General features: G+C 39.6%; 23 protein-coding genes and 1 tRNA gene. 12 read left to right on the forward strand and 12 right to left on the reverse strand.

The features are described from left to right. Positions 1–63: 63 nt before the first annotated feature. Together Sdiek1_RS07325 and Sdiek1_RS07330 are read right to left on the reverse strand one after the other, a co-directional pair. Positions 64–1,746 (reverse strand): ShlB/FhaC/HecB family hemolysin secretion/activation protein, encoded by a 1,683-nt coding sequence (locus Sdiek1_RS07325; protein WP_087438586.1) that lies wholly within the window; start codon positions 1,744–1,746, stop codon positions 64–66. Positions 1,747–1,758: 12 nt separating this feature from the next. Then, positions 1,759–6,144 carry a beta strand repeat-containing protein gene (locus Sdiek1_RS07330; RefSeq protein WP_087438587.1) on the reverse strand — a complete coding sequence of 1,462 codons (4,386 nt, stop codon included), beginning with the start codon at positions 6,142–6,144 and terminating at the stop codon, positions 1,759–1,761. A gap of 193 nt (positions 6,145–6,337) precedes the next feature. Between Sdiek1_RS07330 and Sdiek1_RS07335 the strand changes: the two genes are divergently transcribed. Continuing rightward, positions 6,338–8,098, forward strand: coding sequence for a 7TM diverse intracellular signaling domain-containing protein (locus Sdiek1_RS07335; RefSeq protein WP_087438588.1), 1,761 nt, complete (start codon positions 6,338–6,340; stop codon positions 8,096–8,098). Here the strand turns inward: Sdiek1_RS07335 and Sdiek1_RS07340 are convergent. The 3 genes from Sdiek1_RS07340 to Sdiek1_RS07350 form a co-directional block, all read right to left on the reverse strand. Further along, a complete protein-coding gene (locus Sdiek1_RS07340) occupies positions 8,095–8,754 on the reverse strand; it encodes a response regulator (protein ID WP_087438589.1) in 660 nt (219 codons plus the stop codon). The genes Sdiek1_RS07335 and Sdiek1_RS07340 overlap by 4 nt on opposite strands. A 65-nt stretch (positions 8,755–8,819) precedes the next feature. Then, positions 8,820–9,119, reverse strand: a complete 300-nt coding sequence (locus Sdiek1_RS07345) for a hypothetical protein (RefSeq protein WP_087438590.1) — start codon at positions 9,117–9,119, stop codon at positions 8,820–8,822. Between the two features lie 26 nt (positions 9,120–9,145). After that, positions 9,146–9,220 (reverse strand) — tRNA-Gly (locus Sdiek1_RS07350). A 111-nt stretch (positions 9,221–9,331) separates the two neighbouring features. On the opposite strand from Sdiek1_RS07350, the gene Sdiek1_RS07355 reads away from it, so the two are divergent. The 4 genes from Sdiek1_RS07355 to Sdiek1_RS07370 all read left to right on the forward strand — a co-directional run bounded on the left by Sdiek1_RS07355 (position 9,332) and on the right by Sdiek1_RS07370 (position 12,737). Beyond that, a complete protein-coding gene (locus tag Sdiek1_RS07355) occupies positions 9,332–10,204 on the forward strand; it encodes a VIT1/CCC1 transporter family protein (RefSeq protein ID WP_087438591.1) in 873 nt (290 codons plus the stop codon). 97 nt (positions 10,205–10,301) lie between these two features. Then, entirely contained in the window at positions 10,302–11,693 is a 1,392-nt protein-coding gene (gene fumC / locus Sdiek1_RS07360; protein WP_087438592.1) for a class II fumarate hydratase, read from the forward strand. Positions 11,694–11,802: 109 nt separating this feature from the next. Further along, positions 11,803–12,300: a thioredoxin domain-containing protein gene (locus tag Sdiek1_RS07365; RefSeq protein WP_087438593.1), complete on the forward strand. Its 498-nt coding sequence runs from the start codon at positions 11,803–11,805 to the stop codon at positions 12,298–12,300. Further along, a complete protein-coding gene (locus Sdiek1_RS07370; protein WP_087438594.1) occupies positions 12,297–12,737 on the forward strand; it encodes an ankyrin repeat domain-containing protein in 441 nt (146 codons plus the stop codon). The genes Sdiek1_RS07365 and Sdiek1_RS07370 overlap by 4 nt, the downstream gene beginning before the upstream one ends. A gap of 30 nt (positions 12,738–12,767) precedes the next feature. Here the strand turns inward: Sdiek1_RS07370 and Sdiek1_RS07375 are convergent, their stop codons facing one another. After that, positions 12,768–14,069 (reverse strand): TolC family protein, encoded by a 1,302-nt coding sequence (locus tag Sdiek1_RS07375; protein ID WP_087438595.1) that lies wholly within the window; start codon positions 14,067–14,069, stop codon positions 12,768–12,770. A 130-nt stretch (positions 14,070–14,199) separates the two neighbouring features. On the opposite strand from Sdiek1_RS07375, the gene Sdiek1_RS07380 reads away from it, so the two are divergent. The 4 genes from Sdiek1_RS07380 to Sdiek1_RS07395 are packed head-to-tail and all read left to right on the forward strand — an operon-like array spanning position 14,200 to position 19,155. After that, positions 14,200–15,357 carry an HlyD family secretion protein gene (locus Sdiek1_RS07380; protein ID WP_087438596.1) on the forward strand — a complete coding sequence of 386 codons (1,158 nt, stop codon included), beginning with the start codon at positions 14,200–14,202 and terminating at the stop codon, positions 15,355–15,357. A 32-nt stretch (positions 15,358–15,389) separates the two neighbouring features. Continuing rightward, positions 15,390–16,979 (forward strand): ATP-binding cassette domain-containing protein, encoded by a 1,590-nt coding sequence (locus Sdiek1_RS07385; RefSeq protein ID WP_238098866.1) that lies wholly within the window; start codon positions 15,390–15,392, stop codon positions 16,977–16,979. Beyond that, positions 16,976–18,058 (forward strand): ABC transporter permease, encoded by a 1,083-nt coding sequence (locus Sdiek1_RS07390; RefSeq protein ID WP_087438597.1) that lies wholly within the window; start codon positions 16,976–16,978, stop codon positions 18,056–18,058. The genes Sdiek1_RS07385 and Sdiek1_RS07390 overlap by 4 nt, the downstream gene beginning before the upstream one ends. Before the next feature lie 35 nt (positions 18,059–18,093). Then, positions 18,094–19,155 carry an ABC transporter permease gene (locus tag Sdiek1_RS07395; protein ID WP_238098868.1) on the forward strand — a complete coding sequence of 354 codons (1,062 nt, stop codon included), beginning with the start codon at positions 18,094–18,096 and terminating at the stop codon, positions 19,153–19,155. A gap of 70 nt (positions 19,156–19,225) precedes the next feature. Here the strand turns inward: Sdiek1_RS07395 and Sdiek1_RS07400 are convergent, their stop codons facing one another. After that, positions 19,226–19,744: a MarC family protein gene (locus tag Sdiek1_RS07400; protein ID WP_238099289.1), complete on the reverse strand. Its 519-nt coding sequence runs from the start codon at positions 19,742–19,744 to the stop codon at positions 19,226–19,228. Positions 19,745–19,898: 154 nt separating this feature from the next. On the opposite strand from Sdiek1_RS07400, the gene Sdiek1_RS07405 reads away from it, so the two are divergent. The 3 genes from Sdiek1_RS07405 (at position 19,899) to Sdiek1_RS07415 (ending at position 22,663) form a co-directional block, all read left to right on the forward strand. Continuing rightward, entirely contained in the window at positions 19,899–20,504 is a 606-nt protein-coding gene (locus tag Sdiek1_RS07405) for a hypothetical protein (protein ID WP_087439857.1), read from the forward strand. A gap of 74 nt (positions 20,505–20,578) precedes the next feature. Continuing rightward, positions 20,579–21,235, forward strand: coding sequence for a DUF1847 domain-containing protein (locus tag Sdiek1_RS07410; RefSeq protein WP_087438598.1), 657 nt, complete (start codon positions 20,579–20,581; stop codon positions 21,233–21,235). 48 nt (positions 21,236–21,283) lie between these two features. Beyond that, positions 21,284–22,663 carry a diguanylate cyclase gene (locus tag Sdiek1_RS07415; protein WP_087438599.1) on the forward strand — a complete coding sequence of 460 codons (1,380 nt, stop codon included), beginning with the start codon at positions 21,284–21,286 and terminating at the stop codon, positions 22,661–22,663. On the opposite strand, the gene Sdiek1_RS07420 is transcribed toward Sdiek1_RS07415, so the two are convergent. From Sdiek1_RS07420 to dapA, 5 genes are read right to left on the reverse strand one after another with little or no spacing between them, the layout of a single operon-like run. Further along, positions 22,656–23,333, reverse strand: coding sequence for a YggS family pyridoxal phosphate-dependent enzyme (locus tag Sdiek1_RS07420; protein WP_087438600.1), 678 nt, complete (start codon positions 23,331–23,333; stop codon positions 22,656–22,658). The two genes, Sdiek1_RS07415 and Sdiek1_RS07420, sit on opposite strands and share 8 nt — an antisense overlap. Next, complete coding sequence (rseP, locus tag Sdiek1_RS07425; protein WP_087438601.1) at positions 23,323–24,381, reverse strand: RIP metalloprotease RseP; 1,059 nt, start codon at positions 24,379–24,381, stop codon at positions 23,323–23,325. The genes Sdiek1_RS07420 and rseP overlap by 11 nt, the downstream gene beginning before the upstream one ends. Beyond that, positions 24,381–24,923 (reverse strand): CDP-diacylglycerol--glycerol-3-phosphate 3-phosphatidyltransferase, encoded by a 543-nt coding sequence (gene pgsA, locus Sdiek1_RS07430; RefSeq protein WP_087438602.1) that lies wholly within the window; start codon positions 24,921–24,923, stop codon positions 24,381–24,383. Before pgsA ends, rseP begins: the two co-directional genes overlap by 1 nt. Then, positions 24,920–25,687, reverse strand: a complete 768-nt coding sequence (locus Sdiek1_RS07435; RefSeq protein ID WP_087438603.1) for an enoyl-ACP reductase — start codon at positions 25,685–25,687, stop codon at positions 24,920–24,922. Before Sdiek1_RS07435 ends, pgsA begins: the two co-directional genes overlap by 4 nt. Next, positions 25,687–26,580: a 4-hydroxy-tetrahydrodipicolinate synthase gene (dapA, locus tag Sdiek1_RS07440; RefSeq protein WP_087438604.1), complete on the reverse strand. Its 894-nt coding sequence runs from the start codon at positions 26,578–26,580 to the stop codon at positions 25,687–25,689. Before dapA ends, Sdiek1_RS07435 begins: the two co-directional genes overlap by 1 nt.

The following is a 26,580-nucleotide window of genomic DNA, read 5'->3' on the forward strand; positions in this document are numbered from 1 at the left end:
TCTTCGGGATAAAACCTGAAGAGCGAACTGCTTTACATGTAAAGCAAGCGAAGCGAAGAGTCATTAGTAAACATACCCGATTTGTAAAAGGAGTTTTGTAGAGTGATCAGACTCGCTGGTGACCTTTTCTCCACCTACCACTCTAGCGAGTTGAGCCTTCGCAAAGAACTGTTTATAGTTTGCTTGGTAGCCTAGACCGATATCGGAGAGCTGTCTTCTTTCACTATTGGCGACTGGGTTTTCCATTTTAGCGTAGCCTGTATCGGCAAAGATACTCGCTTTATGAGCGACACCTTCAACACTTGGAAGGGCATAGAAGAGTTCTGCTCCTAGAAGGTAACCATCTTCTGCACTGTGCTCACTATCTGGAAAAGCTCTTACCCCATACGCTCCTCCTAAGGAGAAGTCTTCTGAACCATCAAGGTTTTTATTGCCCAGCGCTTTTTGAAATCTTAGGCTTGTGGTAAGGGAGTATTCGGGATTAAATAAAATAGCTTTTTCAATACTTCCACTGACTTTGGTATAGTCTCCATCCGTTCGTGCTCCAGCTTGATCGAGGGCACGTGCAGCATCATCTTTAAAACTTAAATTACCTTGGGTCAGTGTCATGCTTGCATTGGTTGAACTTTCTAAACCAAAGAGCATACAGCTTCGTGTATAGGCTAAAGTTAGATTAGCCGCATTGGACTCTTTTTTCGTCACCGTGTCGGTACTGCGCACTTCATCTTTCATGTTTTTATGGGCGTAGCCTAAACTAATATCAAAGGTTTCTTGGCGTGATTTAATCATCGGATAAATCAAAGAAGCTTCCAATGTTGTTGAATGACCGAGTGCATCCAAAGCGGCATACTCTTCTGCTAAGGAGTACGTTGTTCTTGATGCACTGATTTCACCTCTAAGACCATTACTCATCAGTGGGAAGTTATAGTAAGCTTTTCCATTTTTAAGATCACCTGTTGTAGACATTACGCCATTGATGCCTAGTTTATCTCCGTATCCCAAAGGAGAGTTAGCACTTAAGCCTACATTGGTTCTATAACGTCCTGTGTATTTACTGCCATAGTTATCCCCTACAATATAAGCACTGTAAGGATTCGTGGCTTCAGTGGTCATATCAAAGTCGGATGTTCCTACTTCTGCTCCTGGTTTAACATCGGCTCCTGTGACTTTCACACCAGGAGTATCATTGATGATCAGCATGGCTCGCTCTAGGGTGCTGGTACTGACAATATTATCGCCTTTAATAGCATCAAGCATTGCTTGAACTTGGGTATCAGAGACTAAAGAGCTATTGTTAAGATAAAAGGCTCCATAGTTTCCTTCAATGACGGCTATTTCTAAGATACCTTCACTTATACTTTGTTTAGGGATATACGCTCGTGCTACGAAGTAGCCTTCTTCTCTGTATTTTTGGGTAATCAAAGAGGTTATCTTTTCGAGTTCACCTAACGTATAGCTTTTACCTTCGTAGGGTTTTAACAGTTCTTGGAGAAGTTCTAGTTTTACATGTAAAGCGCCAGTGAGTTTAAATCCTTTGATCTCGACACTCTTTCCTCCCATATCGCTCATGACTGGTTTTAGTTCTTGTGTGGGGATGGAAGGGATAGCATTATTCATCCCACGGTCTACCTCTTTGAGTGGTTGGACTTGTTTTTCTATATCACCGATCGTGGGTGCGGCGCCAAAGAGGAGTCCGCTTGTTGCGAGTGATAGGGTTATAATGCTTTTTAGTTTTAATGTTCTCATCGTCTATTCCTCTTATCTTTGTGCCATAAAAAATTGTTGCTCTACGCCGTCTGGTAAATGCACGCCACCGTTCACCAATTGAATGAGTGAGTTTGACCATAATGGTACGCGGGTATCACCTGAGCTTGCAGTATGAAGCATCCCTTGCAATACCTCTAGTCTTACCAATTCTGATGGTGTATTATTGGATGGTATTTCCAAAGTTCGTGTTGGTTCATTAAAGAAAGGAGGTCGAACGGCTACCCCATTTTCGATATACGCAATATTGGGTTCATGAGAAATAGAAACTGTAGGGGCTAAAGTGATCATTAGAACACCATCTACATAACTTAACGTATAGTTACCACTGCTAAGCCCCATAGGTTTAATAACATAGGTTCCTTCCGTAGTAGCGCCTTGAGCGGTGCCACCATAACTAAGAGCGCCTCCTAAAACAGAAGCGGTTTCATGGTTTACAAAACCACTGTAACTCACACCATTTCCTCCACTGTAAGCTAAGCCATCTTTTGTTTTTGAAGCATTATTAGCAGTCACGGTTAAAGAGGCAGGTGTGATAGTAAGAGAGCCATTGACAAAAGTAAGGTTATAGTTAGTGTCAACGCCATTAAGACTTATCGTATGTTCTCCTACATCTGTACCGCCTATTGCAGTGACTCCACTTAAGACACTCTTAGTTTCACCATTAACCAGTCCTGTGGCACCAAAGCCCAACGATTGACTCAGTCCATTGTAAACTAAAGAGCCACTATTGGCTGTTACTGTTGCGTTGGCTTTGGTGATGGTGAGTTTACCATCGACAAAGGTTAAGTTATAGTTTCCATCCACGCCACTAGCCGTAAGCGTGTATTCACCGGCATTGGTTCCACTACCACCCGTGGTGGTCACACCGCTTAAGACACTTTCGGTTTCACTATTTACCAGACCTGTGGCATGAAAGCCACTGATGGATTGGGTTAATCCATTATAGGTTTTCGTATCAGAATTGGCAGTGATCGTTGCATTGGCTTTGGCAATGGTGAGTTTTCCATTGACAAAGGTTAAGTTATAGTTTCCATCCACGCCACTAGCCGTAAGCGTGTATTCACCGGCATTGGTTCCACTACCACCCGTGGTGGTCACACCGCTTAAGACACTTTCGGTTTCACTATTTACCAAGCCTGTGGCATGAAAGCCACTGATGGATTGGGTTAATCCGTTATAGGTTTTCGTATCAGAATTGGCTGTTACTGTTGCATTGGCTTTGGCAATGGTAAGAGACCCTTTTGTGTTACCGCTACTAGCTTCTGTATAGCCATTTTTAAGGATATCAACATAAAGATTGCTGTATGTTCCTGCATTGGTATAGCTTGTTACAACATTGCTATTTGTATCTAAGAAGACATAGTCTGTTCCATAGACCCATGAAGCATGGTTTGAACCAAAAAGAGTAATTGCACTCCATAAAGAGCTTAAGTTAACAGCGTTACCACTGTATGTATACCCTAAATTGATCGTTGAAAGGGTATAACTTACTGTCTCCGGTAACATTGTCCAAGCATGTGTTCCGCCCATACTTAAAGAGGGGGTTGCGCTTGTACCATTAATGATATCCCAGCCTACATCAGCAAAAGTGCTAAAGAGTTGAAGTTCTGCGGTTGTTTTTCCAGTCCCACCTGAAGAGCTACTCTGTCCACTGGTTTCGGTGTTCCAAAAGCTAGCTATGATGGTCCCAGTATCGTTATATCCTACCAATCCACCAACATCATTCGTTCCGCTCACACCGCCTGTAGCATAAGCATTGGTAATGGTTCCATGATAGTTATATCCCACCAATCCTCCGACAAGATTCGTCCCGCTTACACTACCTGTGGCATAGGAATCGGTAATCGTTCCATAATTGATTCCCACCAATCCTCCGACTTGAAACGGTCCATTCACACTAGCCATGGCATAGGAGTCGGTAATGGTTCCTTGATAGTTCAATCCCACCAATCCTCCAACAGTATTAGTAGTTCCGCTCACACTACCAGTAGCGTAAGTATCTGATATGGTTCCATAATTATTATATCCCACCAATCCTCCAACATAGTTGTGTCCCATGATATTTACATTGGTTAACCCGATATTCTCAATCACAGCCCCTGTTCCTGCATAGCCAATAAGCCCTACATTATCTGAACTTGAGCGATTAATCGTTAAACTATCAATGACATAGCCTTTTCCATCAAGTGTTCCCGTGAAGTTGTTGGTACTATCTCCAATCGGTACAAACCCAGTGCTACTCCACATGCCATCGTTTGCATAGGTGATGTTGTTAGATAGAGTGTATGACGCGCTTAAGTTCATTGCCATGAGTTGAAGTTGGTGGTCGTTGGTGATGGTCGTAGAGTATTCGCTTCGTAAAAATGGTCGAGTAGAGCCCTCTATCATATACCAAGCGCCTGTATTACTGAAATCAAACCCTGTATAAGTTGCTTGAGTAAAGGCATTTATCGTAGAAGTTGAACTGTAAATGCCCGTAAGCGTTGCCGAACCTTGGTTCAGTTCTATGCCAGTTGTTTTTCCACTGGTATCAATGTCCCAATAACTATTGGAAATAGTTCCAAAATTATAACCTATCAGCCCACCAATTAAAGTACCACTACCATTGACACCTCCTGCGGCATAGGCGTTGGTGATCGTTCCCTTATTGCTTCCCACGAGTCCACCGACAGTATTGTTTCCATGCACATTGACTATGGCATAGACATTGGAAAGAGTTCCAGAAGAGTTATATCCCACTAATCCACCAACAGTATTAAGATTCCCATGAACACTTCCAGTTGCATAGACATTGGCGATCGTTCCACCGTTGTTATACCCCACCAATCCGCCCACCTTATTACTTCCAGTGATAGTAACATCACTCAGCCCGATATTTTTAATGGTTGAACTTGGGCCAATAACACCAAAGAGTCCTACATTATCGGTATATAAACGGTTAATCATTAAGTTATCGATTGTATAGCCCTTTCCATCCAATGTTCCCGTAAATTGATTAGTATCATCTCCAATCGGTACAAACCCTGCCCCACTGTTCCAAGGAGTACCTGACGCGTCAATGTTGGCACCTAATGCATACTTTCCCGCTAAGGCGGTGTTAATCCATTGGAGTTGATACGGGTTATAGACCATCACTTTGCCATTGGCTCCAAAGACAACTTTATTCGTTGTATTAGCTGCATTAAAGTAGACACCACCATTGGTTGTATTGGTATTAGCGATGGTGGCATTGACGTAGATGGCATTGTCGGCATGGAGTGTTAATTGTGAGGTGGTTGCCCATGTAATATCTGAATTTACTGTAATGTCACCTGTATCACTTCCTGCACTGGTTGTGGTGATAGTGGCATCACCTAGTGCAAGTTGCCCTTCAAGGGTTGTGGCTAACGCCGCATCAATGGTGACATTCACAGGATCAATCAACCACTCTTTGGCTTTAATACGTGTTCCATCTTTTACATGTAAAGCCTCTCCACTGGTTTCAACAAAGCCCTCATTTGCTTCAATGGTTCCTGTAAGGTTGGTGGTTCCACCATGGGCATAGAGTTCTACTGTGCCTGTGATATCATCTAGGTAGTTCGCTTCAATAACACCAGTATTGTTCACGACACCTTTTAAGAGTTCATTCGCAGCATTGGTCGTAAGATAAATCTTTCCACCATCGGCGATGATCGCTCCTTTATTTTCCACTAAAGCATCTAAGACACCTTTATCGACTTTGAGGTTAACTAAGGAGTTTCCATTAAGATTAATGGTGGCTTCATTAGCTCCCGTTAACGTAATGGTTCCTTTAATGGCTTTAATCGTCCCTTCATTGGAGACACTGTTGGCAAGCAGTGATGCGTAACCGCCATTGTTAATATCAATGGTTCCTAAGTTAATGACCGAAGCGGTTGAATCACCTTTAAAACTATAGTTTCCTGCTTGGAAGTCTGCGTCACTTAAGGATTGGGTGGTAGCTAAAAGTCCTGAGGTATTGATAGAGGCATTTTTACCGAATAGCACACCATTAGAATTAAGTATCCATACTTGACCATTAGCATTCAGTGCTCCATCAATCACACTTTTTTCATTACCTACGATTCTGTTTAATGTGATGGAAGAGACATTGGGTTGATTGAAGTTAACGGTTTCGGATGATCCGATGGAGAAGGTATTCCAGTTGATAGAGGCTTTATTGGTACTTTGATGAATGGTGGTGGTGGTTCCGCTTTGAATAATGTTCGCATTCCCACTGGTGACAACTCCACCCAAGGGTGCAGAGTGTAGCAGTGTGGTACTGGCTATAAAAGCCGATACTACCAACGATATTTTTCCGCCTTTGAGGATACGAAAACGTGAACCGTAGTCACATAGTTGTAGATAAGCGTTACGCATTTGTTTACCTTATGATTTTAGGATGTTTTTACTAAAATTACAACTCAATGGGAATCATTGGTTGTGACATTTCTCTTTGAATATATTGTATCTTTCACGCGTTACGTGTGGCGTTATATTTTGAAAGATGTACGATTATTTATAAAATTTATCGTACGCAAGGTATACTTTTAGAAAAAAGGCGTAGGTAACAATGCAACAATTTCTTCTGTGGTGTCTGTGTATTTTCTCTTTGTCGGCAGCTCCTATTGAGATAGGGCAGAGGAGTGATGTCTCTATCTTAGAACATGCAGAAATTTATATCGAGCAAGATGCAAAGTTTAAAGTAGGAGATGTTCCCTCACAGGACTTTTTTAGACCGTATGATTCCAACTTTATCACACGAGGATATACCGACGATGAAGCTGTGTGGCTGCACTTTAGTCTTAAAAATGATAGCCATGAAGTGATCAAACGCTTTTTACATGTAAACAATTCTATGCTCGATAGTATTGTGCTATACACAAGTAGTGGGGATGTTTATACCCGTGGTGTGATGTATCTTCCTCCTATTGGTGATACTTTAGACTATTCTTTTTTAATTCAATTAAACCCTTTAGAAGAGCAAAGCTTCTATCTCAAAGTGCTCAGTAACAGTTGTGCAACCTACTTTAACCTTTATGCCGAAAGTGAAGATGTGTTGTGGAAAAAAAACTTAAATAAACAGCTGATTTTAACATTCCTGTTTTCCATTATGGGAACGCTCCTTGTCTATAATATGTTTATTAATTTTTTTACAAAAGAACGTGTTTATTTTATGTATATCCTCTATATAGGTGTGACACTTTACAATGCTCTTTCATATACAGGGATGCTTTTTGTTGTTATGAAGCCTTTTTTTTCCAATAAAAATATGGTTGCATGGTCTGCTATTGATACGTATTTAGGACCCTTGTATACTCTTGCTATACCTATTTCTGTATTGTTTTTTATACTAGATTTTATGCACATTGAACGCTATACAAAAATTTATCTCAGCTTTAAATATTTGATTCTAGTATTTGTCGGTTTTGCTTTCATCTTTCTGTTTAGCAGTTATGATCTTTATGAGTGGATTATGTATTATATGTGCCTCATTTCACTCTATATTTTAGCAATTGCGGTTTATCTGGTTTATAAAAAAGAAGAGAATAGTATCTATTTTTTAGTGAGTTGGGGTGTAAATACTACAGGGACATTTCTATTTTTACTTTACAATATGGGAATCTACATTCCTCTCAACGGAGAATACTGGTACTTTTATGAGTTGAGCGTGGTCTTTGAGGGACTTGTGTTTTCCATCATTCTTTCCAAAAGGCTCAACCACACTAAAACACTTGCAAGTTCTTTATCAACATATCAGGTTTTAGTGAGGGAATTGCATCACCGTGTTAAAAACAATCTTCAGTTTATCGTTTCACTCTACCGTTTAAAACTGCGTAAATACTTGGATGCTGATGGTAAAATCATGCTAGCTGAAGCAGAACAAAATGTCCGCTCCATTGGTAAAATTCATGAGATTCTTTATGCGCATCAGGACATCACAGCCTTGGATGCCAATGATTACTTTGAAGAACTGATCGCTGAAATCAAACGAGGGTATCCCCATACGCACATTGAAATTGAGATCAATGCGAAAGAGAGTTTACTACTTGATCAAGCGATCTATTGTGGGCTAGTGGTAAATGAGCTGGTCACCAATGCACTCAAATACGCCTTTGATGAACAAGGTGGCACCATCATCGTTTCACTTGAAAAAGAACAGGCTACATTTATCTTAAAAATTGAAGACAATGGAAGAGGATTTGATGTGAATGCCCAGCAAAGCTCCTTTGGAATCTCACTGGTTGAAAGACTGGTACAAGATGAATTGAACGGTAAAGTGAATTTTAAAAGCAGTGAGAAAGGAACACAATGCCTTATATCGTGGCGCTAAAGATTCATCTTATAGCCACTGTATTTGACAATCTCAAAAGTGAGTTCGGGTAGTTTGGTGCGAATACGGTGCAAGAGCTGTCGCCTGGTTGTATTGGAGACACTTTCATCATACCAAATGACATCATCGATGTACGATAGCGGAACAACACGGCCTCTACTGTTGAGTAAGAGTAAAAAAAGTTGTTGCTCTTTGGATGCTAGAACAATGTGTGTATCGTGAAGAAAAAGCTGTTGGAGTTTGGTATCGTAGATATACCCATAGCCTATGTCTAAAAGTACTTGGTCAACATCTAATTTTAAAGCGCATAGTTTCAAAGAAGCCACCAAATCTTCTTCCCTGAAAGGCTTTAAAATATAACCAGAAACGTTCAGTTCTGAAGCTCTCGCTAATGTAGGTTCATCGCTATAAGATGTTAAAAAGATAAGTTGCGAATGGTACAGGTGCTGTAACGTTCTAGCCGTATCGATGCCATCCACTAGCCCTTTAATATGAATGTCTGCCAGTAAAATATGTAAGGTATGTTTATGCGCAATTTTCAAAGCACTGGGCATATCTGAAGCAATGAAACCGTTAAACCCTACTAAATCATCCACAATACTTTTAATATCAAGTGCGATAATAGGATCATCTTCTAAGATAAGAACATTAACCATGAGAATTTCCTTACAGGAAGTGGTAGTTCTAGTATAACACGCTTGCGTTATGCCTTGGGTTATATTTAGAAAAACAACCAAACCAGTAAAGCAATTCCGAAACTAAGATTGAACCAGCTTACACCATCTTCAAAGAGGTAAATGAGGAGGTCATAATTGTAGCTCTCAATCCTTGTTGGATGCATTGCCAAACCATTTTGTGCAAAATGAACAATGTCTGTTGCGTAAAAATAAGCGATGATTTCAGGAGCAATAAAAAAGAGAATAATTCCTAAAGCACTCCAAAGAGTTTTTTTAGGTTTCATATCGCTAAGGGCTTTTCGTGTGGCAGGGTGGCGCGCTATTTTTTGGAGTTTATCTCTCACGAAAGACCTTTGGGAAGTTTTGAATGTGGAGCGGGTGACGGGAATCGGACCCGCTACTTTCAGCTTGGGAAGCTAACACTCTACCAATGAGTTACACCCGCATTTTAGAGGTGACATTATAGCATATCAAACTGATGTATACTTTTACATGTAAAAATTTTAGTTTGAAAGTGGAGTATAATGTTTGAGCATTAAATGGCAAAGGAGCTAAGATGACACACGGTATAAACGTTAAAAAGGCATTGAAGCAGCAACAAAATGAACTCGATGATTTTACAATTTACAGTATGCTCTCCAAGTCTGATAAAAATGGAGCCAATCAAACCATTTTTCACAAAATTGCTGAAGAAGAGAAAAGACATTACCTCTATCTCAAAACCTATACGAATCAAGAACAACGACCTCGTCCTCACGTTGTTTTCTTTTATCTTTTACTTTCCAAAATTGTGGGTATCTCTTTTACGCTAAAATTTTTAGAGAAACGTGAAGAGGGTGCTAAAGCATTTTATCAAGAGCTTATCGCCATCGATCCAAAAGCAGAAGGTATTTTTGAACAGGAAATGCACCATGAAATAGAGCTCATTGACATGTTACATGACAAAAAGCTCCTCTATGCCGGTGCTATTGTTTTAGGAATGAACGATGCCTTGGTTGAGTTAACGGGAACACTCAGTGGTATTGCTTTGGCATTTGATCGAAGTATTGTGGTAGGTGTTACAGGGCTTATTATGGGTATTGCAGCAGCACTGTCGATGGCAGGTTCTGCCTATTTGGAATCCAAAGAAAATATAGGGGATGAAGTCAAACCCTTAACGTATGCTCTTTATACAGGCATTTCGTATATTTTGACAACAGCACTGCTTGTTGCGCCTTTTTTTATCATAAATCAGATATCCGTAGCGATTATTTGGATGTTTATTGGAGCAATTTTAACCATTTTTTTATACAATTTTTATATTTCGGTCGCAAAAGACTTGTCGTTTTGGCTACGTGTGCGTGAAATGTCTTATATTACCTTTGGTGTTGCGCTGATCTCATTTGGTATTGGTTATGTGGTTAAACACTATTTTGGCATTGAAATATAAGATGAATGATAGAATTTTGATGTAATTTTTAAAAAGAGAGATTTTTTTTAAAAACTTGCCTGTGCCATAATGACTCATATGAGATAAAGGAGTTACTATGGATTATAGAATTGAAAAAGATACTATGGGTGAGATCAAAGTTCCTAATGAGCGTTACTGGGGAGCTCAAACTGAGAGAAGTTTGGAAAATTTTAAAATAGGTACAGAAAAGATGCCAAAAGAGCTTATCCGAGCCTTTGCTCTTTTAAAACGCTCTTTAGCAACGGTTAATCAAAAACTGAAAAAACTGGATGGCACAAAAGCAGAGGCGATCGTTCAAGCGTGTGATGAAATTCTTGCTGGCAAATTTGATGGTGAATTTCCTCTTGCCATCTGGCAAACAGGCAGTGGTACACAGACCAATATGAACCTAAACGAAGTTATCGCTAACCGTGCAACTGAGATTTTAGGAGGAGATTTCCGAAAAGAAAAACTCATCCATCCTAATGATCATGTCAATATGTCTCAAAGCTCAAACGATACGTTTCCAACAGCCATGCACATTGCCAGTGTTATTGAAATAGAAGAGCAACTGCTTCCTTCACTTGAAAAGCTCAAGGAAGCACTACAGGCGAAAGAAAATGAGTTTGCTGGCATCATTAAGATTGGTCGAACACATTTACAAGATGCAACACCCCTGACGCTTGGACAAGAGTTTAGCGGGTATCGAAGTATGTTAGAACACTCTTCTTCGCACATTTTACAAGCACTGGAATCTTTACGTGAACTTGCGATTGGAGGCACAGCTGTAGGAACAGGTATTAATGCGCACCCCAAACTCAGCGAATTTGTCAGTGAAGAGCTGAGCAAACTGACAGGGAAACATTTTGTCTCAGCTCCCAATAAATTTCATGCCTTAACTTCCCATGATGCCCTTGTCTTTGCAAGTGGTGCCAATAAAGGCTTAGCAGCAAACTTGATGAAAATTGCCAATGACATTAGATGGTTGGCTTCAGGTCCAAGATGTGGCATCGGTGAACTCTCTATTCCTGAAAATGAGCCAGGAAGTTCCATTATGCCAGGCAAAGTCAATCCGACTCAAGCTGAAGCGGTCACGATGGTCGCCTGTCAAGTATTTGGTGCTGACACTGCTATTGCCTTTGGTGCAAGTCAAGGAAACTTTGAGCTCAATGTCTTTAAACCAGTTATTATCCTCAATTTTTTGCAACAAGTCAGGCTTTTGAGCGATGTGATGGAGTCATTTAGAATACATTGTGTGGAAGGTATTGAAGCCAATAGCGAAAAGATTGCGTTCAATCTTAACAATTCATTAATGCTCGTCACGGCACTTAATCCCTATATCGGCTACGAAAATGCAGCAAAAGTCGCCAAATTAGCGCATAAAGAGCATTCAAGTCTTAAAGAGGCATGTGTGAAACTTTCACTTTTGACACCAGAAGAGTTTGATCGTTATGTCATTCCTTCTGAAATGATCCATCCAAAAGCGTAAAAAATGTAGAGCGTAGTAACTTCTTTTTGCTACTACGCTTTACATGTAATAGTTTTGTGACTACGGTATGCCTTTTGCATAAACTCCTTTAAATTTTTAAGGAGTGATTATGGAAACAATCATCAAAGGTGTCAGCAAACCATTATTGAAAAATGAGCGGAAAATAGGCTCAGAGGCTCCTGCAATCATTTTAGAAATGCTCAATGGTGAGATGAAAGTCATCGGTATGATGGCAACCAAAGTGCAAGTGATGATCACCTTACCTTTTCAAAATTCATTGAGTAAAGAGCTTTTAAACATCATTGAGAAATACCAAGAACAAGCATTTATTTATCTTATCTGTAGTACCAAATTAGAAGAAGAGGTCAATATAGAAAATTCATCTGTTGATTTTGTAGAATTTTCAAAGAAATTTGGGGTTTATATTGATGAAACACTCTGTGCAAAATCTCTTTTTATCATCAACAAAGATGGTCAATTTGTCTATAAAGAGATCACCAAGGATGTTGAAGATGCATTTGATCTTGAGATGTTTGAGACAAAGCTTGATGAAGCGATTCATTTCAAGAAAAAAGGGCACGTACATGAGACTTGGATGGGCGCATGAGTGAGCAAACTTTACTTTGGCTTTCAGCTAATGGCTATGATGCCAATGATTTAAATTTCGTTGGTAAGTATGGTAACTCTGCACTGATGAAAGCAGTGCGGGAAGCCAATATTTCCGTTACCAAAGAGCTCATCGAAGCGGGAGTGGATCTGGAACTTAAAAATATTGATGGCAATACCGCCATTTGGAATGCCTGTTTTGGTGGGGACTTCACCTGTGTGGAACTTTTGGTAAAAGCGGGTATCCAACTGGATAATCAAAATGACAATGGTGTAACGGCATTGATGTACTGTGCCAGTTCAGGGAAAGAGGAAATGACAAAGCTTTTGTTGGCATCTCATGCTGATACAACCATCGCGAATTTAGATGGCTTTAAAGCAATTGATCTCGCGAGCACACCGACTATTTATAAGATGCTAAAAGCAAGTATTCACTAAAAAATATCTTTACATGTAAAGATGGTTGGCTCACTGTTGAGTGAGGACTTTTTTTTCAAAAATGCCCCAACCACACTCAAGCCAGAGACGTGCACTTTGATTAAATAGTTCACTTTGTAGGGTTGCTACTTTAGCTTTTGTACTTGCCAAGTTGGCAATAGCACGGCTAAGTTCATCGGCACTGATGAGTTGGTTATCAAAACGTCCTTGTGTAAGGTTGGTATAGGATTCACTGGCTTTTTCTTCGAGTTTTGCGCTTTGAAGCTCGGCATTAAGTGTTTTAATCTCAAGCTCTGTATTTTCCACTTCAAGGGCGACTTGTTGCTTGTATTCTTCTAAATTGAAAAAAGCAGACATCTTAGAAGCGCGTGCTGCATCAATGGTATGTGTATCACTAAAGCCATTAAATAGATTCCATGAAGCACTCAATCCTACATAACTTTTATCAGCATTGGTATAGCCATCACCATTGAGCTCGAGTGAGTCACCTTGCCCCTTCAAAACACCCACCATCGCAATGGTGGGATAATTTTTACTTTTGGCAAGCTCAACACTGCTTTGTGCGACGTCAATCGCTTTTGCCATGACATGTAAATCTTCACGTTCATTTAAGGCGATCTCTTTTGCTCCATCACCATTGGGTATTTCAAAGGTTTGAAGGGTATTTGCTTGAAGCGTTTCTATTTTGGTATTGACGATCAGTGAGAGTTGGTTGAGAAGCTGTTTTTTTTGATTTTGATGGTGAAGCAGTTGCGCTTCAATATCATATTTTTTAGCTTCGATCGCGTAGAGTTCGCTTTGAGCCAAAAGTCCATTGGTGTAAAATCCTTTGGCTTTTTGATATGCTTGATTAATGGCAAGCTCTGAGCTTTTTAAAGCGTCAATAACTCTCTCTTCAGCGATAATAGCGCTAAAAAGTTGCGTGACATGCATGGCAAGATTTCGCTTCAGATTGGTCAGTTTAAGCATTGCTTGCTCATTTTCTAAGCGGGCTTTATCAATGGTTGCTGAAATAGCAAAACCCGTAAAAAGTGGATAACTTAAAATGAGTGCACCCTCAAGATGTCTACGTGTCCCCACATCGGCTTTGGTAACAGGAAAAGAGGGAAGATGGAGCGTCATGTTAGGAATTTCATTAAACTCAATGGCGCTCAGTGTAGCATCCAAGGCTGGAAGGTTTTTCCCTAGTGCTGCTTGATAGAGTGATTCTGAAGCACTTTCAAGTTCTTTAGCACTTTTATAGCTATTACTTTTCTCCAACAAATTTAAAAGTTCCGTGTATGTTTGTGCACAAAGACACAAAGGAAATAAAAGTAGCAGTAAACGTCGCATGAACCGTCCTTGCGAAACATCATGATTATAGTGTTAATAGTATTGCTAATAGCGTTAAATTGCTCTTAATTTAGGTAAAAATATACCAAAGAAGTTATATAATAGTTTACTCTTCAACCAAGGAGCGTGAATGTTAGAAAAACTCAAACAGTATCGTTTAGGTGTGGCTATTTTAGCTTTGGTCTTAATTGCTTCGGGACTTATTATCCATAAACTCATTGCTCCAACGCTTGCAGCCAATTTAGTTCAAGGTTCTGGACGTATGGATGGTGATTTGATAAATTTAAATGCCAAGTATGCAGGGCGTATTTCTACTTTAAACATTCAAGAAGGGCAACACGTTGAGCTAGGTCAAAACATAGCCGTCCTTGCAAGCGAGGAATATGAAGCGCAAAAGGCACAAATAGAAGCCCAAATAAGTGCACGAACACAAGAGTTAAACGCCAAAGAGACAGAGCTTGAAATTGCTTCCAAAACCATTCCTGAAACACTCTCAAAAGCCAAGGACAATCTCTCTATTAAACAACATCAACGCACAGAACTTGATAAAAATATCGCCTCACAAACCAGTATTTTAGCGCAAGACAAGCACGATCTTGAGCGTATGAAAAATTTGTTTGAACACAATCTCATCGAAAAGCGTCAGGTGGAAACCGCAGCGCTCAAATTCCAAACCAGTGGCGATTTACTGGCAGGATTACAACAAAAAAGAGAGCAACTCAGTCTTGCAATCAATGTTGCCAACAGCGAGCTCATCGAAGCAACAGCGCATCAAAAAACATTACGTGCCTTGGAACAAGGTATCGAGGCACTCAAGTCATCCCTGAAAGCGTTAGAAGCGTCTAAAACTCAAATCGAAGCGATCTTACATGAGATGATATTGCGTTCTTCTGTGAATGGCGTTGTCGTGGAAAAAATTGCCAATCAAGGTGAAGTCATCGGGGCTGGAAGTGTGGTTGCTACCTTGCTTGATCCAAACTCCCTTTATCTAAAAATATTTGTCGATACCAAACAAAATGGAAACCTTCAGGTTGGCAATGATGCCGTCATCTTTTTAGATGGAAAACCCAATGAACCCATCCAAGCTAAAGTCGTGCGCATTGAGCAAAAAGCGGAGTTTACTCCCAAAGAGGTCAGTGTTCCGAGTGATCGCATTCAAAGGGTTTTTGCTTTACATGTAAAACCCCTTTCACCACAACCAACGCTCAAACTGGGCATTCCTGCTGTTGGTGTTGTCTCCATGGATGGCAAAGGGTTACCAAAGAGTTTAAACAACGTTCCTGAATGAGTCTAGTATGGAATTAAACGTTCATAACGTCAGTGTCCATCATAAAAAAACGTTTAGGCATTGCTGGGGCAAATTTATCTGCACAAGAGGGTGAGATCATCGGCTTTATTGGTGCGGATGGTGCTGGTAAAAGTTCTCTTATTCATGCTATAGCAGGGGTTATTCCATTTGAAGGTGATGTCACATTTAACGGAGTGACATACCATTCACCTAAAGAGGCTGAACCGCTTAAAGCCTCCATCGGACTGATGCCTCAGGGTATTGGGTTGGTGCTGTATGAACTTTTAACCATTGATGAGCATCTTCGTTTTTTTGCCAATATTCACAATATCTATCAAGACAGTGTCTTTGAAGCCTACAAGCTACGTCTTTTAAAAATGGCTGGTCTGGATGCCTTTCAAGATCGTCAAGCAGGAAAACTGAGTGGTGGTATGATGCAAAAGCTCTCACTGATCTGTACACTCTTACACCGTCCCAAACTACTCCTTTTGGATGAGCCGACCACAGGTGTTGATCCATTGAGCCGTATTGAGCTCTGGGAAATTCTTGATGAGATACGCAAGTCTGAAGGAACAATCTCTATCATCAGCACTGCGTACATGCAAGAAGCTGCTAAGATGGATAGAATCTTACTCTTTGACGAGCAAGAGATCATTGCGCAAGGTACTTCAAGTGAATTGATAGATTCTGTTCGATCAATGAGTTATGTTGAGGGTATCACAACAGAAGAACCTTGCATTCATACCTTACATGCGACTTATTGTCTGAGTGCTTTAGAGGAAAGACATATCGAACCGAGTCTTGAAGCGCTCTTTTTTGTTAATGCCCTTCAAAAAGGCAGAAAAATGCCCCTCATTGAGATTACCAATAAAGAAAAAACCATTGATTTACCCGATATTGTTATGGAAGCCAAAGGACTCACCAAAATTTTTGGTAGTTTTATTGCCAATGAAAATGTCGATATGACACTTCATAAAGGTGAAATTTTAGGACTTTTGGGTGCAAATGGTGCAGGAAAAACGACATTTATCAAAATGCTTTTAGGACTTTACCCGATTGATGGAGGAGAGTTAACGCTTCTTGGAAAATCCATTCAAACGCAAGAAGATAGACAAGCACTGAAAGCGAGCATTGGTTATGTGAGTCAACATTTTGCACTTTACAATGATATGAGTGTTGAGGAAAATCTACTGTATGCTGCATCGATGCGGGGTATTACAAACGATGTTGCCAAAAGCCGTATTGCACGTTATGCGTTAGAACTTGGATTTGATGAATTTCTAAACTCGATGCCTCAAGAACTGCCTCTAGGTATCAATCAGCGCTTTTCGATCGCTTCCGCACTCTTGCATGAACCAGTTATTTTATTTTTAGATGAACCTACTTCTGGGGTTGATTCCATTGCAAGAGCAAAATTTTGGGAGCTATTAAAACTTCTTAAAGAGCGCTGGGAAATCGCTATTTTGATCACCACCCATTATATGAGTGAAGCCGAATTTTGTGATCGTGTCGTATTGTTGCGTCAAGGCAAAAAGATCGCCGATCATACGATTGCGGAGTTTTACGCCAAACACCCTAAAGCGCAAAGTTTTGAGGAGATTTTCTTGGAGTATTACCGATGAAATTGGGTGTCATCAAGGCCTATGTGCTCAAAGAGCTTACGGAGATTGTACGATCTCGCCTAATTATTATGGTTTATTTGTTACCTACGATGGTATTGGTACTTTTTGGGTATGGTATTCGAATGGAAGTAACGGGTGCACGTACACTTATTATTGACAACGATCAGAGTCATTATTCACAGCTACTTGTGAGTAAGTTTGAACACTCTAAATACTTTGATTCTACCATTGAAAAACGAGGTGAAGCTAAGGCGCTTGATGAAATTCATAAAGCTAAAAGTGACATTCTCATCATCATTCCTGAGAGCTTTGAGAAGCGGCTTTTACATGGGCAATCTACCCAAATCGGTGTCTTTGTGGATGCCGCTTTCCCGATGCGAGGCTCAACAATGGAGAGTTATGTCAAAGGTGTTGTCCTAGATGCTGCCAGTCAGATGTTTGAGCGCTTAGGAGGCAATGCTCCAACGATTAGCATCAACCAGAGGACACTCTTTAACCAAGCAATGCGTGATGAAGATGCTATCGTTCCAGGACTTATTGGGCTTGTTTTACTCATTGCTCCAGCTATTTTGGCTGCCCTTTTGATCGTTAAAGAGAAAGAGCGAGGGACTATTTTTAATTTTTATGCATCACCACTTTCAAAAGGGGAGTTTATTGCGGCTAAGCTGATCCCCGTGTTTCTACTGCATTCGATCAATATTTTTATCCTTTTTCTTTGGGCAACATATCTGTTTGAAGTGCCGTTTCGAGGTAGTTTCTTGCTCTATTGGCTCACGTCTGAGCTCTATTTGATGATTAGTCTCTCCATTGGGATGCTGATTTCTATCGTAACCAGTACGCAAATTGTAGCGGTGGTTTTAACGGTCATTGTGACCATCATTCCTGGATTTTTGTATTCAGGTATTTTGATGCCGATCTCTTCAATGATTGGTGTTTCACGCTATGAAGCGCACATTTTTCCGGTGATGTACTACAACCATATTCTTTACGATGTCTTTTTAGTGGGAGAAGGGCTGGCTTCATCTAAAACTGTAATGTACATTGTTATTTTGGCCTTTTTATGCTTTTTTTTATGCTGACTCTTGGAAGTTTTTTTACTTAAAAAGGAGCTCAAATGAAAATATTTTGGGCTGTTGTGGGGAAAGAGTTACTGAGCTTTATACGTTCATGGCAGTTGGTTTTTGTTGTTCTTTACGCCTTTAGTTTTGAAGTTTACATTGCTGGCAGTGGCATTGAACTTAAACCTCGTAATATCGCCGTTGGCTATATTGATGCAAGCGGAGGAGGGCTGAGCCAGAAGTTTTTGAGTTACTTCCATGCGCCTGAATTTTTAGAACCCGTTTTATTTGAGTCACAAGAAAAACTCTCTCAAGCGGTATTTGATAAAGAGATCATGGTAGGCTTAGTATTTGATGATACGTTTGAGCAAAATTTTCGTAAAAAACATGCGACTACTTTGAATGTTTTACTCGATGCCACAGCAGCATCACAAGCCTTTACAGCTCTAAGTTATTTGCAAAATATCGCGATTAATTTCACAGCACATTCCTTTCCTGTGGAACTTGTGACCCACAAACTCTTTAATGAAAACGCCGACAACCACACTTTTATGGCGCTGACAGAACTGCTCTCGATCACAACGCTTTTATCGGTCATTTTAACCGCCGTCGTGTTTGTGAAAGAGAAAGAGGAGGGGACATGGGATATTATGCTTTTGATGCCAGTGAATGCAAAAATTATCATTTTAGCAAAGTCTTTTTCACAGGTGATTATTGTGATGGTGGGCATTGTTATCTCGGTGGGCTTTGTGATTTTTGGAGTGTTTAATACGCCAATTAATGGTTCGTTTTTTGCCTTTTTACTGCTCAGTTTTCTCTATGCTTTTACAGGCGCTGGTATTGGACTTTTCATTGCAGCGATTGCTAAAGATGTCATGCAAGTCGCACAACTTGCCATCGTCATCATGCTTCCTCTCATTTTTCTCAGCGGTGCGTGGACACCCATTTATGCGATGCATCCGTTGTTGCAGAAGTTCTCACTCATCTCGCCACTGCGGTATTACATCGAAGGAACGGAGAGTATTTTTTTTTCGCGGAACACCTATTTTGGAGCTTTACCCGTATTTCTTGGGGGTAACAGTAGTCGGGAGCGTGCTTTATTTTATTGGTTTTCGTAAGATTGGGCGATTGTTTTGATGTTACTGAAGCTTATCGACTTTTATTGGCAGAATTTTTTACATGTAAAGATTAATGTAAGAAATTTTTGATACCTGTAAAAATGAGCTGAGCTGAGAGTGCAGAAAGAACCAGCCCTGTTACTTTACTAAAGACAACAAGTCCCGTGCGTCCAATGAGCCTTTCGATATGCCCTGAGAGATACAATAATAACCCAATGCTAAAAATAGCCACTAAAAGTGCGCTTGAGCCTAAGATAAGATCTTCAAAACCATCCATATCGGCTCCCATAACCATTAAAGCACCCACGGTTCCTGGTCCTACGGTAACTGGTATTGCCAAAGGCACAACGGCATGTTTTAAGATATCGGCTTTACATGTTGGTTCTGCATTAATGTCTTTTTGAACCAAATCAACAGCGGTTAAAAAAAGTAGAGCACCAGCTCCAATACGAAATGCATCAAGGGTAATGCCAAAGAGTTCAAAAATATATTTTCCGAAAAAAAGAATAATAAGACATGTAATAGAAATAGCCAATGTCACTTTAACTGCAAGACGCTTTTTATCACTCTCATCAATCCCTTTGGTCATCGACAAAAAGATGGTCGTAACAAAAAAATGGTGTCATAATAAAAAAGAATTTGACATAAATTGCAAAAAAAAGTTGAGAGGTGAATCATGTATGCTCCTTAAAAAGAGTTGGCATTATAGCACTTTTTCAGTTCCTCTTTGGCAGAATAGGGGCATGAAAAAAGAGATCCTTTACCTAACCGAATACTTAGCTAAAAGTGAAAGCGAGCAAGAGCGAACTTTTTATGCACTATTGATTCAAAACCTTGCCGACTTAGAGGTGTACTCACCGACTAAATTGACACAAGCGCAGATTGCCTCTTTGATGTCACGACAAGGATTGAGCGTTCCTTCTAGTTTTAAAGAGGGAATTCAAGCACTCGATACTTTATTTGAATCATTCATTCCAAAGCCACTTCAAGAGGCAAAAAAAACTCTTTTTATGACTCTTCTTCATGCAAACTTTCCTAAAAAGAAAGGTTTTTTGAGTGTCTCTTTAGAGCTTTTTCTCTCACAACTAGAACCTGTTGAAATGAGCATCTATGAGAGCCTATTAGCCTATGTTGCTGGACTCAACCGTGCTCTTGCTCTTTTCTTTATCTTAGGTAAAGAAGATACTCAAAACTTTACACCTGAGCGTTTAGTTGCTTTTGGAGAATCTTTACATGGTAAACTTTTAGCATTTCTTTTTAATGAAGAAGAGACGGCACTTTTGAATCAAGGTCTTAAAGAATTACTGGGTGTTTACCTCAGTTTATATGGCAAATATCTTTACATGTAAATCGAAAACAGTCAATTTTAGTCTTTTGCTTACGTTATAATTGTCATTATAAATTCTAAAGGTTTAGAAAATGAATGAAGAAGAAAAAAGAACTCAGTTGCGCTGAATGTGGAACACTGAATTGCCATAAACATGATAGTAGATATCCTAAATTTTGTTTAACAACCAATGTTGATGAGCAGATGCTAGAAGAATCTCTTGCCTGTTATAAAGAAGAAGAGGGAATGGATCGCAAAATTGCACTGGCCGCTGCTGATATTGAAGGTAAATACTATGGACAATTAACACGTGTTGAAGAAATATTAGCCTTTGCAAGACGCATTGGTGCAAAGAAAATTGGTATTGCATCCTGTGTTGGCTTAGCTGCCGAGTCCAAAATTTTTGCTGAGATTCTTAAAGTCAATGGATTTGATGTTTTTATGGCAATTTGTAAAGTAGGTTCTCGTGATAAATGCGATATTGGGCTTGAAGAAGAGCAAAAAATTCGCCCAAACACGTTTGAGCCGATGTGTAATCCTATTCTTCAAGCCAAATACCTCAATAAAGCAAAGACAGATCTGAATGTGATTATGGGGTTGTGTGTTGGACATGACTCATTGTTTATCAAATATGCGAAAGCAACCACAACGTATCTTGTAGTCAAAGATCGTGTTTTGGGGCACAATCCTATTGCCGCATTGCATTTAACACAGACGTACTATAAAAAACTTTTAACACCTAAAGCGTATTAATTGGTTATACTCTATCAATAAAGAGAATTGAAAGGCGGAAAATACAAAATGTATTTTTGGATAATGATGATATTTTTCGTACCATTTTCTCTTTTTGGTGTTGAACTATCGTTAGATGAAAATACTTATCTTAAAAAACTAGGCACTGTTAACGTCTGTGTTGATCCCGATTGGGAACCTTTTGAGATGATAGATCAAAAAGGGAATTATACAGGTATTGGTGCTGATCTTTTGCATCTGGTTGCCCAACGCATTGGGCTTAAGATTACTGTTTTGCCGACAAAAGATTGGGACGAGAGTATTGCGTATTCCAAAGCAGGTAAATGTCAAATCATTAGCTTTCTCAATCAATCTCCTTACCGAGATACATGGCTTTTGTTTACAAAACCACATTTTAGTGATCCCAATGTTTTTATTACTCGAGAAGAGCACTCTTTCATTGGTGATCCTCATGATTTGGTCAATGAAAGCATTGTTTTTCCCACAGGAACAGCGATGGAAGAGCTTGTTCGCACAGAGTATCCAAATCTCAACATTATAACCACGCACTCTGAAATGGATGCTTTCCAACTGGTCTCCAATAAAAAAGCAGACATCGCAATGCGCTCACTCATTGTGGCAGCGTATACACTGAAAAAAGAAGGAATGTTTAATCTCAAAATTGCAGGGCAATTACCCGATTATATCAATAAAATGCGCATGGGAGTCATACAAAGTGAACCGATGCTTCGGGACATTTTAGACAAAGGTATTGCAACCATTAGTGCTGAAGATCGAGCGAATATTGTCAATAAATATGTGGCAATTAAAGCTCAAACCGTTTACGATTATAGCTTACTCTTGAAAATTGTTTTTGGGTTTATGATTTTGGGTCTATTGTTTCTATGGCGTTATTATGAGCTCAAAAAATATACTAAAGAGTTATTGTACCTTTCAGAAACAGACATTCTTACCAAAATGTACAATCGAATGAAGATCGAAAAAGAGTTGGTTATGCAAGTTGAGCGTGCTAAAGCCATGAAATATTCTTTTTCTATATTATTGATTGATTTTGATTTTTTTAAGATCATCAATGACACCTTTGGTCATCCTATTGGTGACAAAGTCTTGATTGAAATGGCAGACCTTATTAAGCGAAGTATTCGCTCTGATGATAGGATTGGACGTTGGGGTGGAGAAGAGTTTTTAGTGCTTTGTCCACAGAGTAATGAAGATGAAGCACTAAATATTGCCAGACGTATTCAAATGGCAATTCATACAGGTGTTTTTTCGACCCATAAACATCATACGGTTAGTATTGGTATACGAACATTAACAGATGAAGACATACCTTATACGCTAATATCACATGCTGATGACGCACTGTATAAAGCAAAAAATACAGGTCGCGATACAATTTGTTGTTCTTCTTCTAGCACATCTATTTAAATAAAATACTTCCCAAACGAATCATGTTAGAACCACAGGCAATTGCTAATTCAAAATCTCCACTCATACCCATTGAACAATATTTCGCACCATAATTTTGGAGTGATTCAAAGATTTTATGCGTGGTTTCAAAGCTCTTTTGAATAACAGCGCACTCTTCGGTATGTGCACCAATACTCATGACACCTTTAAGCTGAAGGTGTTTACATGTAAGCACGATTTGTTCATACACTTCGATTGCTTGCTCAGGCAGAACACCCGCTTTTTGTTCTTCATAGGCACTGTTGATTTGAAGCAGAACGTTCATGGTTTTATTCTTTACATGTAAACGTTTGTCGATCTCTTGGGCAAGCTCTAAAGAGCTTAGAGAGTGCATCAATGATGGCTCTAAATCGATGAGTTGGTTGATTTTGTTGGTTTGTAATCGTCCTATAAAATGCCATTCAAGTGGGAGGCGTGAAAGTGCATGAACTTTGTCACTCATATCTTGAATTTTATTTTCACCAAAACAACGTTGACCTGCATGGTACATCGCTTCAATCATAGAAGGATCAGCGCTTTTACTTGCTGCAACAATCTTAACAATCAAGTGTTGATCGACACTCAAACGCGCTTTTTCAACGCGTGTGAGAATATCATCCAAAGTATTTACAAAATTTTTAGTTTCCATTGGTTAGCCTGTAAATATCATTAAAAATACTCAAAGCCATAAGGCTGAGTAAAAATATCCATCCCATTGACGTCATAGCCGTAAGTACACGCTCACTGGGTGCTTTTTTGGTCAACATTTCGTAGGCATTAAACATAATGTGTCCACCATCAAGGGCAGGAATTGGTAAAAGATTGAGAACGCCAAGGTTAACAGAAATAAGTGCCGTCAATGCAAAAAGCGCCACAAGACCAGCAGCGCTCGCCTCTGAAGTGACTTGAACAATCGAGATGATACCCCCTAACTCTTTAGGTGAAACAACCCCTTCAATGAGTTTTTGAAGACTGGTTAAAATAAGTGTGGTTGCCTTTATGGTTTGTTCATAAGCAAATCCTGGAAGTTCACTGATGCTATAAACCATTTCAATCGTTTTACCGCTTGGGAGAACACCAATCATTTTTTTCTGTTTTGTCTCTCCAAACATATTTTTGTATTCACTAATTTTTGGTGACAAAACAATCGTTTGTACGCTTCCTGCTCGCTCAACTTTCATTTGCATTGAACCACTATTTTTTTGAATGAGTATACTCACTTCATCCCAAGTTTCAATGAGTTCGTTATTAATCATTACAATGCGGTCATTCTCTTGGAGACCTGCTTCTAAAGCAGGGGAGTTTGGACTAATTTTACCAATAATTGGAGCAAATTTTGTTACTCCCATCGTCCCTACAGCAAGAAAAAGCAAGAAAGCAAGTAAGAAGTTCGCAAAGGGACCTGCAAAAAGGATAATAATACGTTTCCATGGTGCTTTGGTTGTATAACTGTCAGCATCATAACTGACTTTTGTTGGATCACGATCGTCTTGTCCCTTCATCTGCACATAGCCACCTAACGGAATGAGACTTAGACAATACTCTGTATGACCAACGATTTTTGAAAAGATCTTTTTTCCAAATCCAATGCTGAAAACTTCAACGTGAACACCAAAAAATCGAGCGGCAAGAAAATGTCCTAATTCATGAAAAAAAATGAGAAACGAGAGAACCAATATTGAGGTCAGTGTACCCATCAGTTGCTCTCTTTTTTTGTGTAGCCAATGATATATTCATAACCAGAGTACAATGTAAGTCCAACAGCAACCCATAAAAGTAACTCAGCATAAGGCCAGTTCATCATTAAAAAGCCAATGGCAATCATCTGAAAAACAGTTTTGACTTTACCCGCCATACTCGCAGCAATATTCTTACCTTCACCCATTGCCGCTACACGAAGTCCTGTAATAAAAAATTCACGTGTTAGGATAAGAAAAATGGCCCAAGGGTTAGCCCGATCAATCATCATCAGTCCCAAAAATGCCGCTAAGGTAAGCATTTTATCAGCAAGTGGATCAAGAATAGCACCCAGTTGTGTTTTCTGATTCCAATTACGTGCAATATAGCCATCAAAAAAATCTGTTGCGCTCGCAATAACAAAAATAAGTGCAGCAAAGTAATCTAACCAACTTACATGTAAGCCCTTAAACAAGGGTAAATCACGATTGACTAAAAGAATAAACATAAGGGGTGCTAAGCCAATACGCATAGAGGCTAGAAGGTTTGGAAGATTCATCATTTAAACGTTGTACCACCATCAATCAGCATGGTGTGCCCTGTAATCCATGATGCCTTATCTGAACAAAGGAATAAACAAGCTCCAGCTAAGTCTTGTGGTTGCCCCATACGACCTAAAGGTGAAAGTTTAGCGGTGATATCACGAACCTCTTCATAGTTAGTAAAAGCTCTTAAAGCATCGGTTTCGATAGGCCCACCACTCACAGCATTGACACGAATACCTTTACAACCAAGTTCCGCTGCAGCATAACGAACCATTGTCTCAACAGCCGCTTTTGCGGTACCATGACCTGCATAATTTTCAATATAAACGAGATTTCCAGTAGATGAAAGAGAGATAATACTTCCCCCTCCAATTTTTTCCATACGTTTAGCCGCTTCTTGTGCACCCACGACAAAAGCATTGACCGTTGCTGTAAAGATGTTGTTAATACCACGAGGTTTAAGTTTCATAAACTTGGTATATCCACCCACAACTGGTCGACCAGAAATGATCGCGTTAGAGATAAAAAAGTCTACACGATCAAAATCTTTGTCAATTTCCAAGAAAAGATCTTTATAGGTCTCTGGTTCTAAAATATTGAGAGGATATGCTTTGGCTTTAATGCCAAATTTTTCTTCTAAATCTTTCACTTGCTCTTGTGCTAACGCTTCATTTGAATTGTACGTAAATGCAATATTCACACCTGCTTGGGCAAATTCATGAACAATGGCTTGACCGATACCTCTGGTACCGCCGCTAATGACAAGTGTTTTTCCCTTCATTAAAATCCTTTAATCGTATATTTTTTAAGTGTATTTTCAATGCGTTTCATATTGTCGTTGCTTGGAGCACACAGAGGCAAACGATATTCCAGTGTTTCAAGCAAACCAGCAATATACATTGCCGCTTTTATAGGAATAGGATTACTTTCGCAGAAAAGTGTTTTATTGATCTCATACAGTGAATCATTAATGGCTTTTGCCCCATGAAAATCACCTTTAAGCGCTAAGTGTGTAAGCTCTGCAATTTGGTCAGGTAGAATATTTGATGTGACGGAAATTACACCTGAGCCTCCATTGGAAAGAATAGGGTAATTGATCGCATCTTCACCGCTAAAGACAGAGAGTTGCGGCTGATGTGCGAGTAAATCTACACAACGATCAATCGAGCCTGTTGCCTCTTTGACACCAAAAATATTAGGACAAGCACCAAAAAGTCTAAAGATGGTATCGGGGAGTAAATCACATCCTGTACGTCCTGGGACATTGTACAACAACACAGGAATATCAACAGAACCTGCAATCGCTTTATAATGTTGAAAAAGACCTTCTTGTGTTGGTTTGTTATAGTATGGTGTTACAGAAAGAATAGCATGCGCTCCATGTGCTTGTGCAAATTTAGCCAATCCAATGGCTTCATGGGTTGCATTACTTCCAGCGCCTGCAAGAACTTTGACAGCACTATGTGAGCAAACATCGACTGCTATTTCAATACAACGGCGGTGTTCATCATGATCTAGTGTTGCACTTTCACCTGTTGTTCCAACAGGGACAACAACATCTATGCCATTTTTAATCTGTCTTTCTATGAGTTTTGCATATTGAACTTCATCGAGTTTTCCATTTTTAAAGGGTGTGATAAGAGCGGTCATTGCTCCTTGTAACGCCTGTTGCAT

It is taken from the genome of Sulfurospirillum diekertiae (assembly GCF_002162315.1).
In the GTDB taxonomy this organism is placed as follows: Bacteria; Campylobacterota; Campylobacteria; order Campylobacterales; family Sulfurospirillaceae; genus Sulfurospirillum.

Excerpts from the sequence above, each read along its gene's own strand:
- Sdiek1_RS07340 (WP_087438589.1), bottom strand. The coding sequence starts at position 8,754 with ATGGTTAATGTTCTTATCTTAGAAGATGATCCTATTATCGCACTTGAT.
- Sdiek1_RS07420 (WP_087438600.1), bottom strand. The coding sequence starts at position 23,333 with ATGGAAACTAAAAATTTTGTAAATACTTTGGATGATATTCTCACACGC.
- Sdiek1_RS07365 (WP_087438593.1), top strand. The coding sequence starts at position 11,803 with ATGGAAACAATCATCAAAGGTGTCAGCAAACCATTATTGAAAAATGAG.
- Sdiek1_RS07435 (WP_087438603.1), bottom strand. The coding sequence starts at position 25,687 with ATGAAGGGAAAAACACTTGTCATTAGCGGCGGTACCAGAGGTATCGGT.
- rseP (WP_087438601.1), bottom strand. The coding sequence starts at position 24,381 with ATGGGTACACTGACCTCAATATTGGTTCTCTCGTTTCTCATTTTTTTT.
- Sdiek1_RS07405 (WP_087439857.1), top strand. The coding sequence starts at position 19,899 with ATGAAAAAAGAGATCCTTTACCTAACCGAATACTTAGCTAAAAGTGAA.
- Sdiek1_RS07380 (WP_087438596.1), top strand. The coding sequence starts at position 14,200 with ATGTTAGAAAAACTCAAACAGTATCGTTTAGGTGTGGCTATTTTAGCT.
- dapA (WP_087438604.1), bottom strand. The coding sequence starts at position 26,580 with ATGCAACAGGCGTTACAAGGAGCAATGACCGCTCTTATCACACCCTTT.
- Sdiek1_RS07390 (WP_087438597.1), top strand. The coding sequence starts at position 16,976 with ATGAAATTGGGTGTCATCAAGGCCTATGTGCTCAAAGAGCTTACGGAG.
- Sdiek1_RS07400 (WP_238099289.1), bottom strand. The coding sequence starts at position 19,744 with ATGACCAAAGGGATTGATGAGAGTGATAAAAAGCGTCTTGCAGTTAAA.
- Sdiek1_RS07370 (WP_087438594.1), top strand. The coding sequence starts at position 12,297 with ATGAGTGAGCAAACTTTACTTTGGCTTTCAGCTAATGGCTATGATGCC.
- Sdiek1_RS07325 (WP_087438586.1), bottom strand. The coding sequence starts at position 1,746 with ATGAGAACATTAAAACTAAAAAGCATTATAACCCTATCACTCGCAACA.
- fumC (WP_087438592.1), top strand. The coding sequence starts at position 10,302 with ATGGATTATAGAATTGAAAAAGATACTATGGGTGAGATCAAAGTTCCT.
- Sdiek1_RS07410 (WP_087438598.1), top strand. The coding sequence starts at position 20,579 with ATGAAGAAGAAAAAAGAACTCAGTTGCGCTGAATGTGGAACACTGAAT.
- pgsA (WP_087438602.1), bottom strand. The coding sequence starts at position 24,923 with ATGATGAATCTTCCAAACCTTCTAGCCTCTATGCGTATTGGCTTAGCA.
- Sdiek1_RS07375 (WP_087438595.1), bottom strand. The coding sequence starts at position 14,069 with ATGCGACGTTTACTGCTACTTTTATTTCCTTTGTGTCTTTGTGCACAA.
- Sdiek1_RS07355 (WP_087438591.1), top strand. The coding sequence starts at position 9,332 with ATGACACACGGTATAAACGTTAAAAAGGCATTGAAGCAGCAACAAAAT.
- Sdiek1_RS07395 (WP_238098868.1), top strand. The coding sequence starts at position 18,094 with ATGAAAATATTTTGGGCTGTTGTGGGGAAAGAGTTACTGAGCTTTATA.
- Sdiek1_RS07335 (WP_087438588.1), top strand. The coding sequence starts at position 6,338 with ATGCAACAATTTCTTCTGTGGTGTCTGTGTATTTTCTCTTTGTCGGCA.
- Sdiek1_RS07415 (WP_087438599.1), top strand. The coding sequence starts at position 21,284 with ATGTATTTTTGGATAATGATGATATTTTTCGTACCATTTTCTCTTTTT.
- Sdiek1_RS07330 (WP_087438587.1), bottom strand. The coding sequence starts at position 6,144 with ATGCGTAACGCTTATCTACAACTATGTGACTACGGTTCACGTTTTCGT.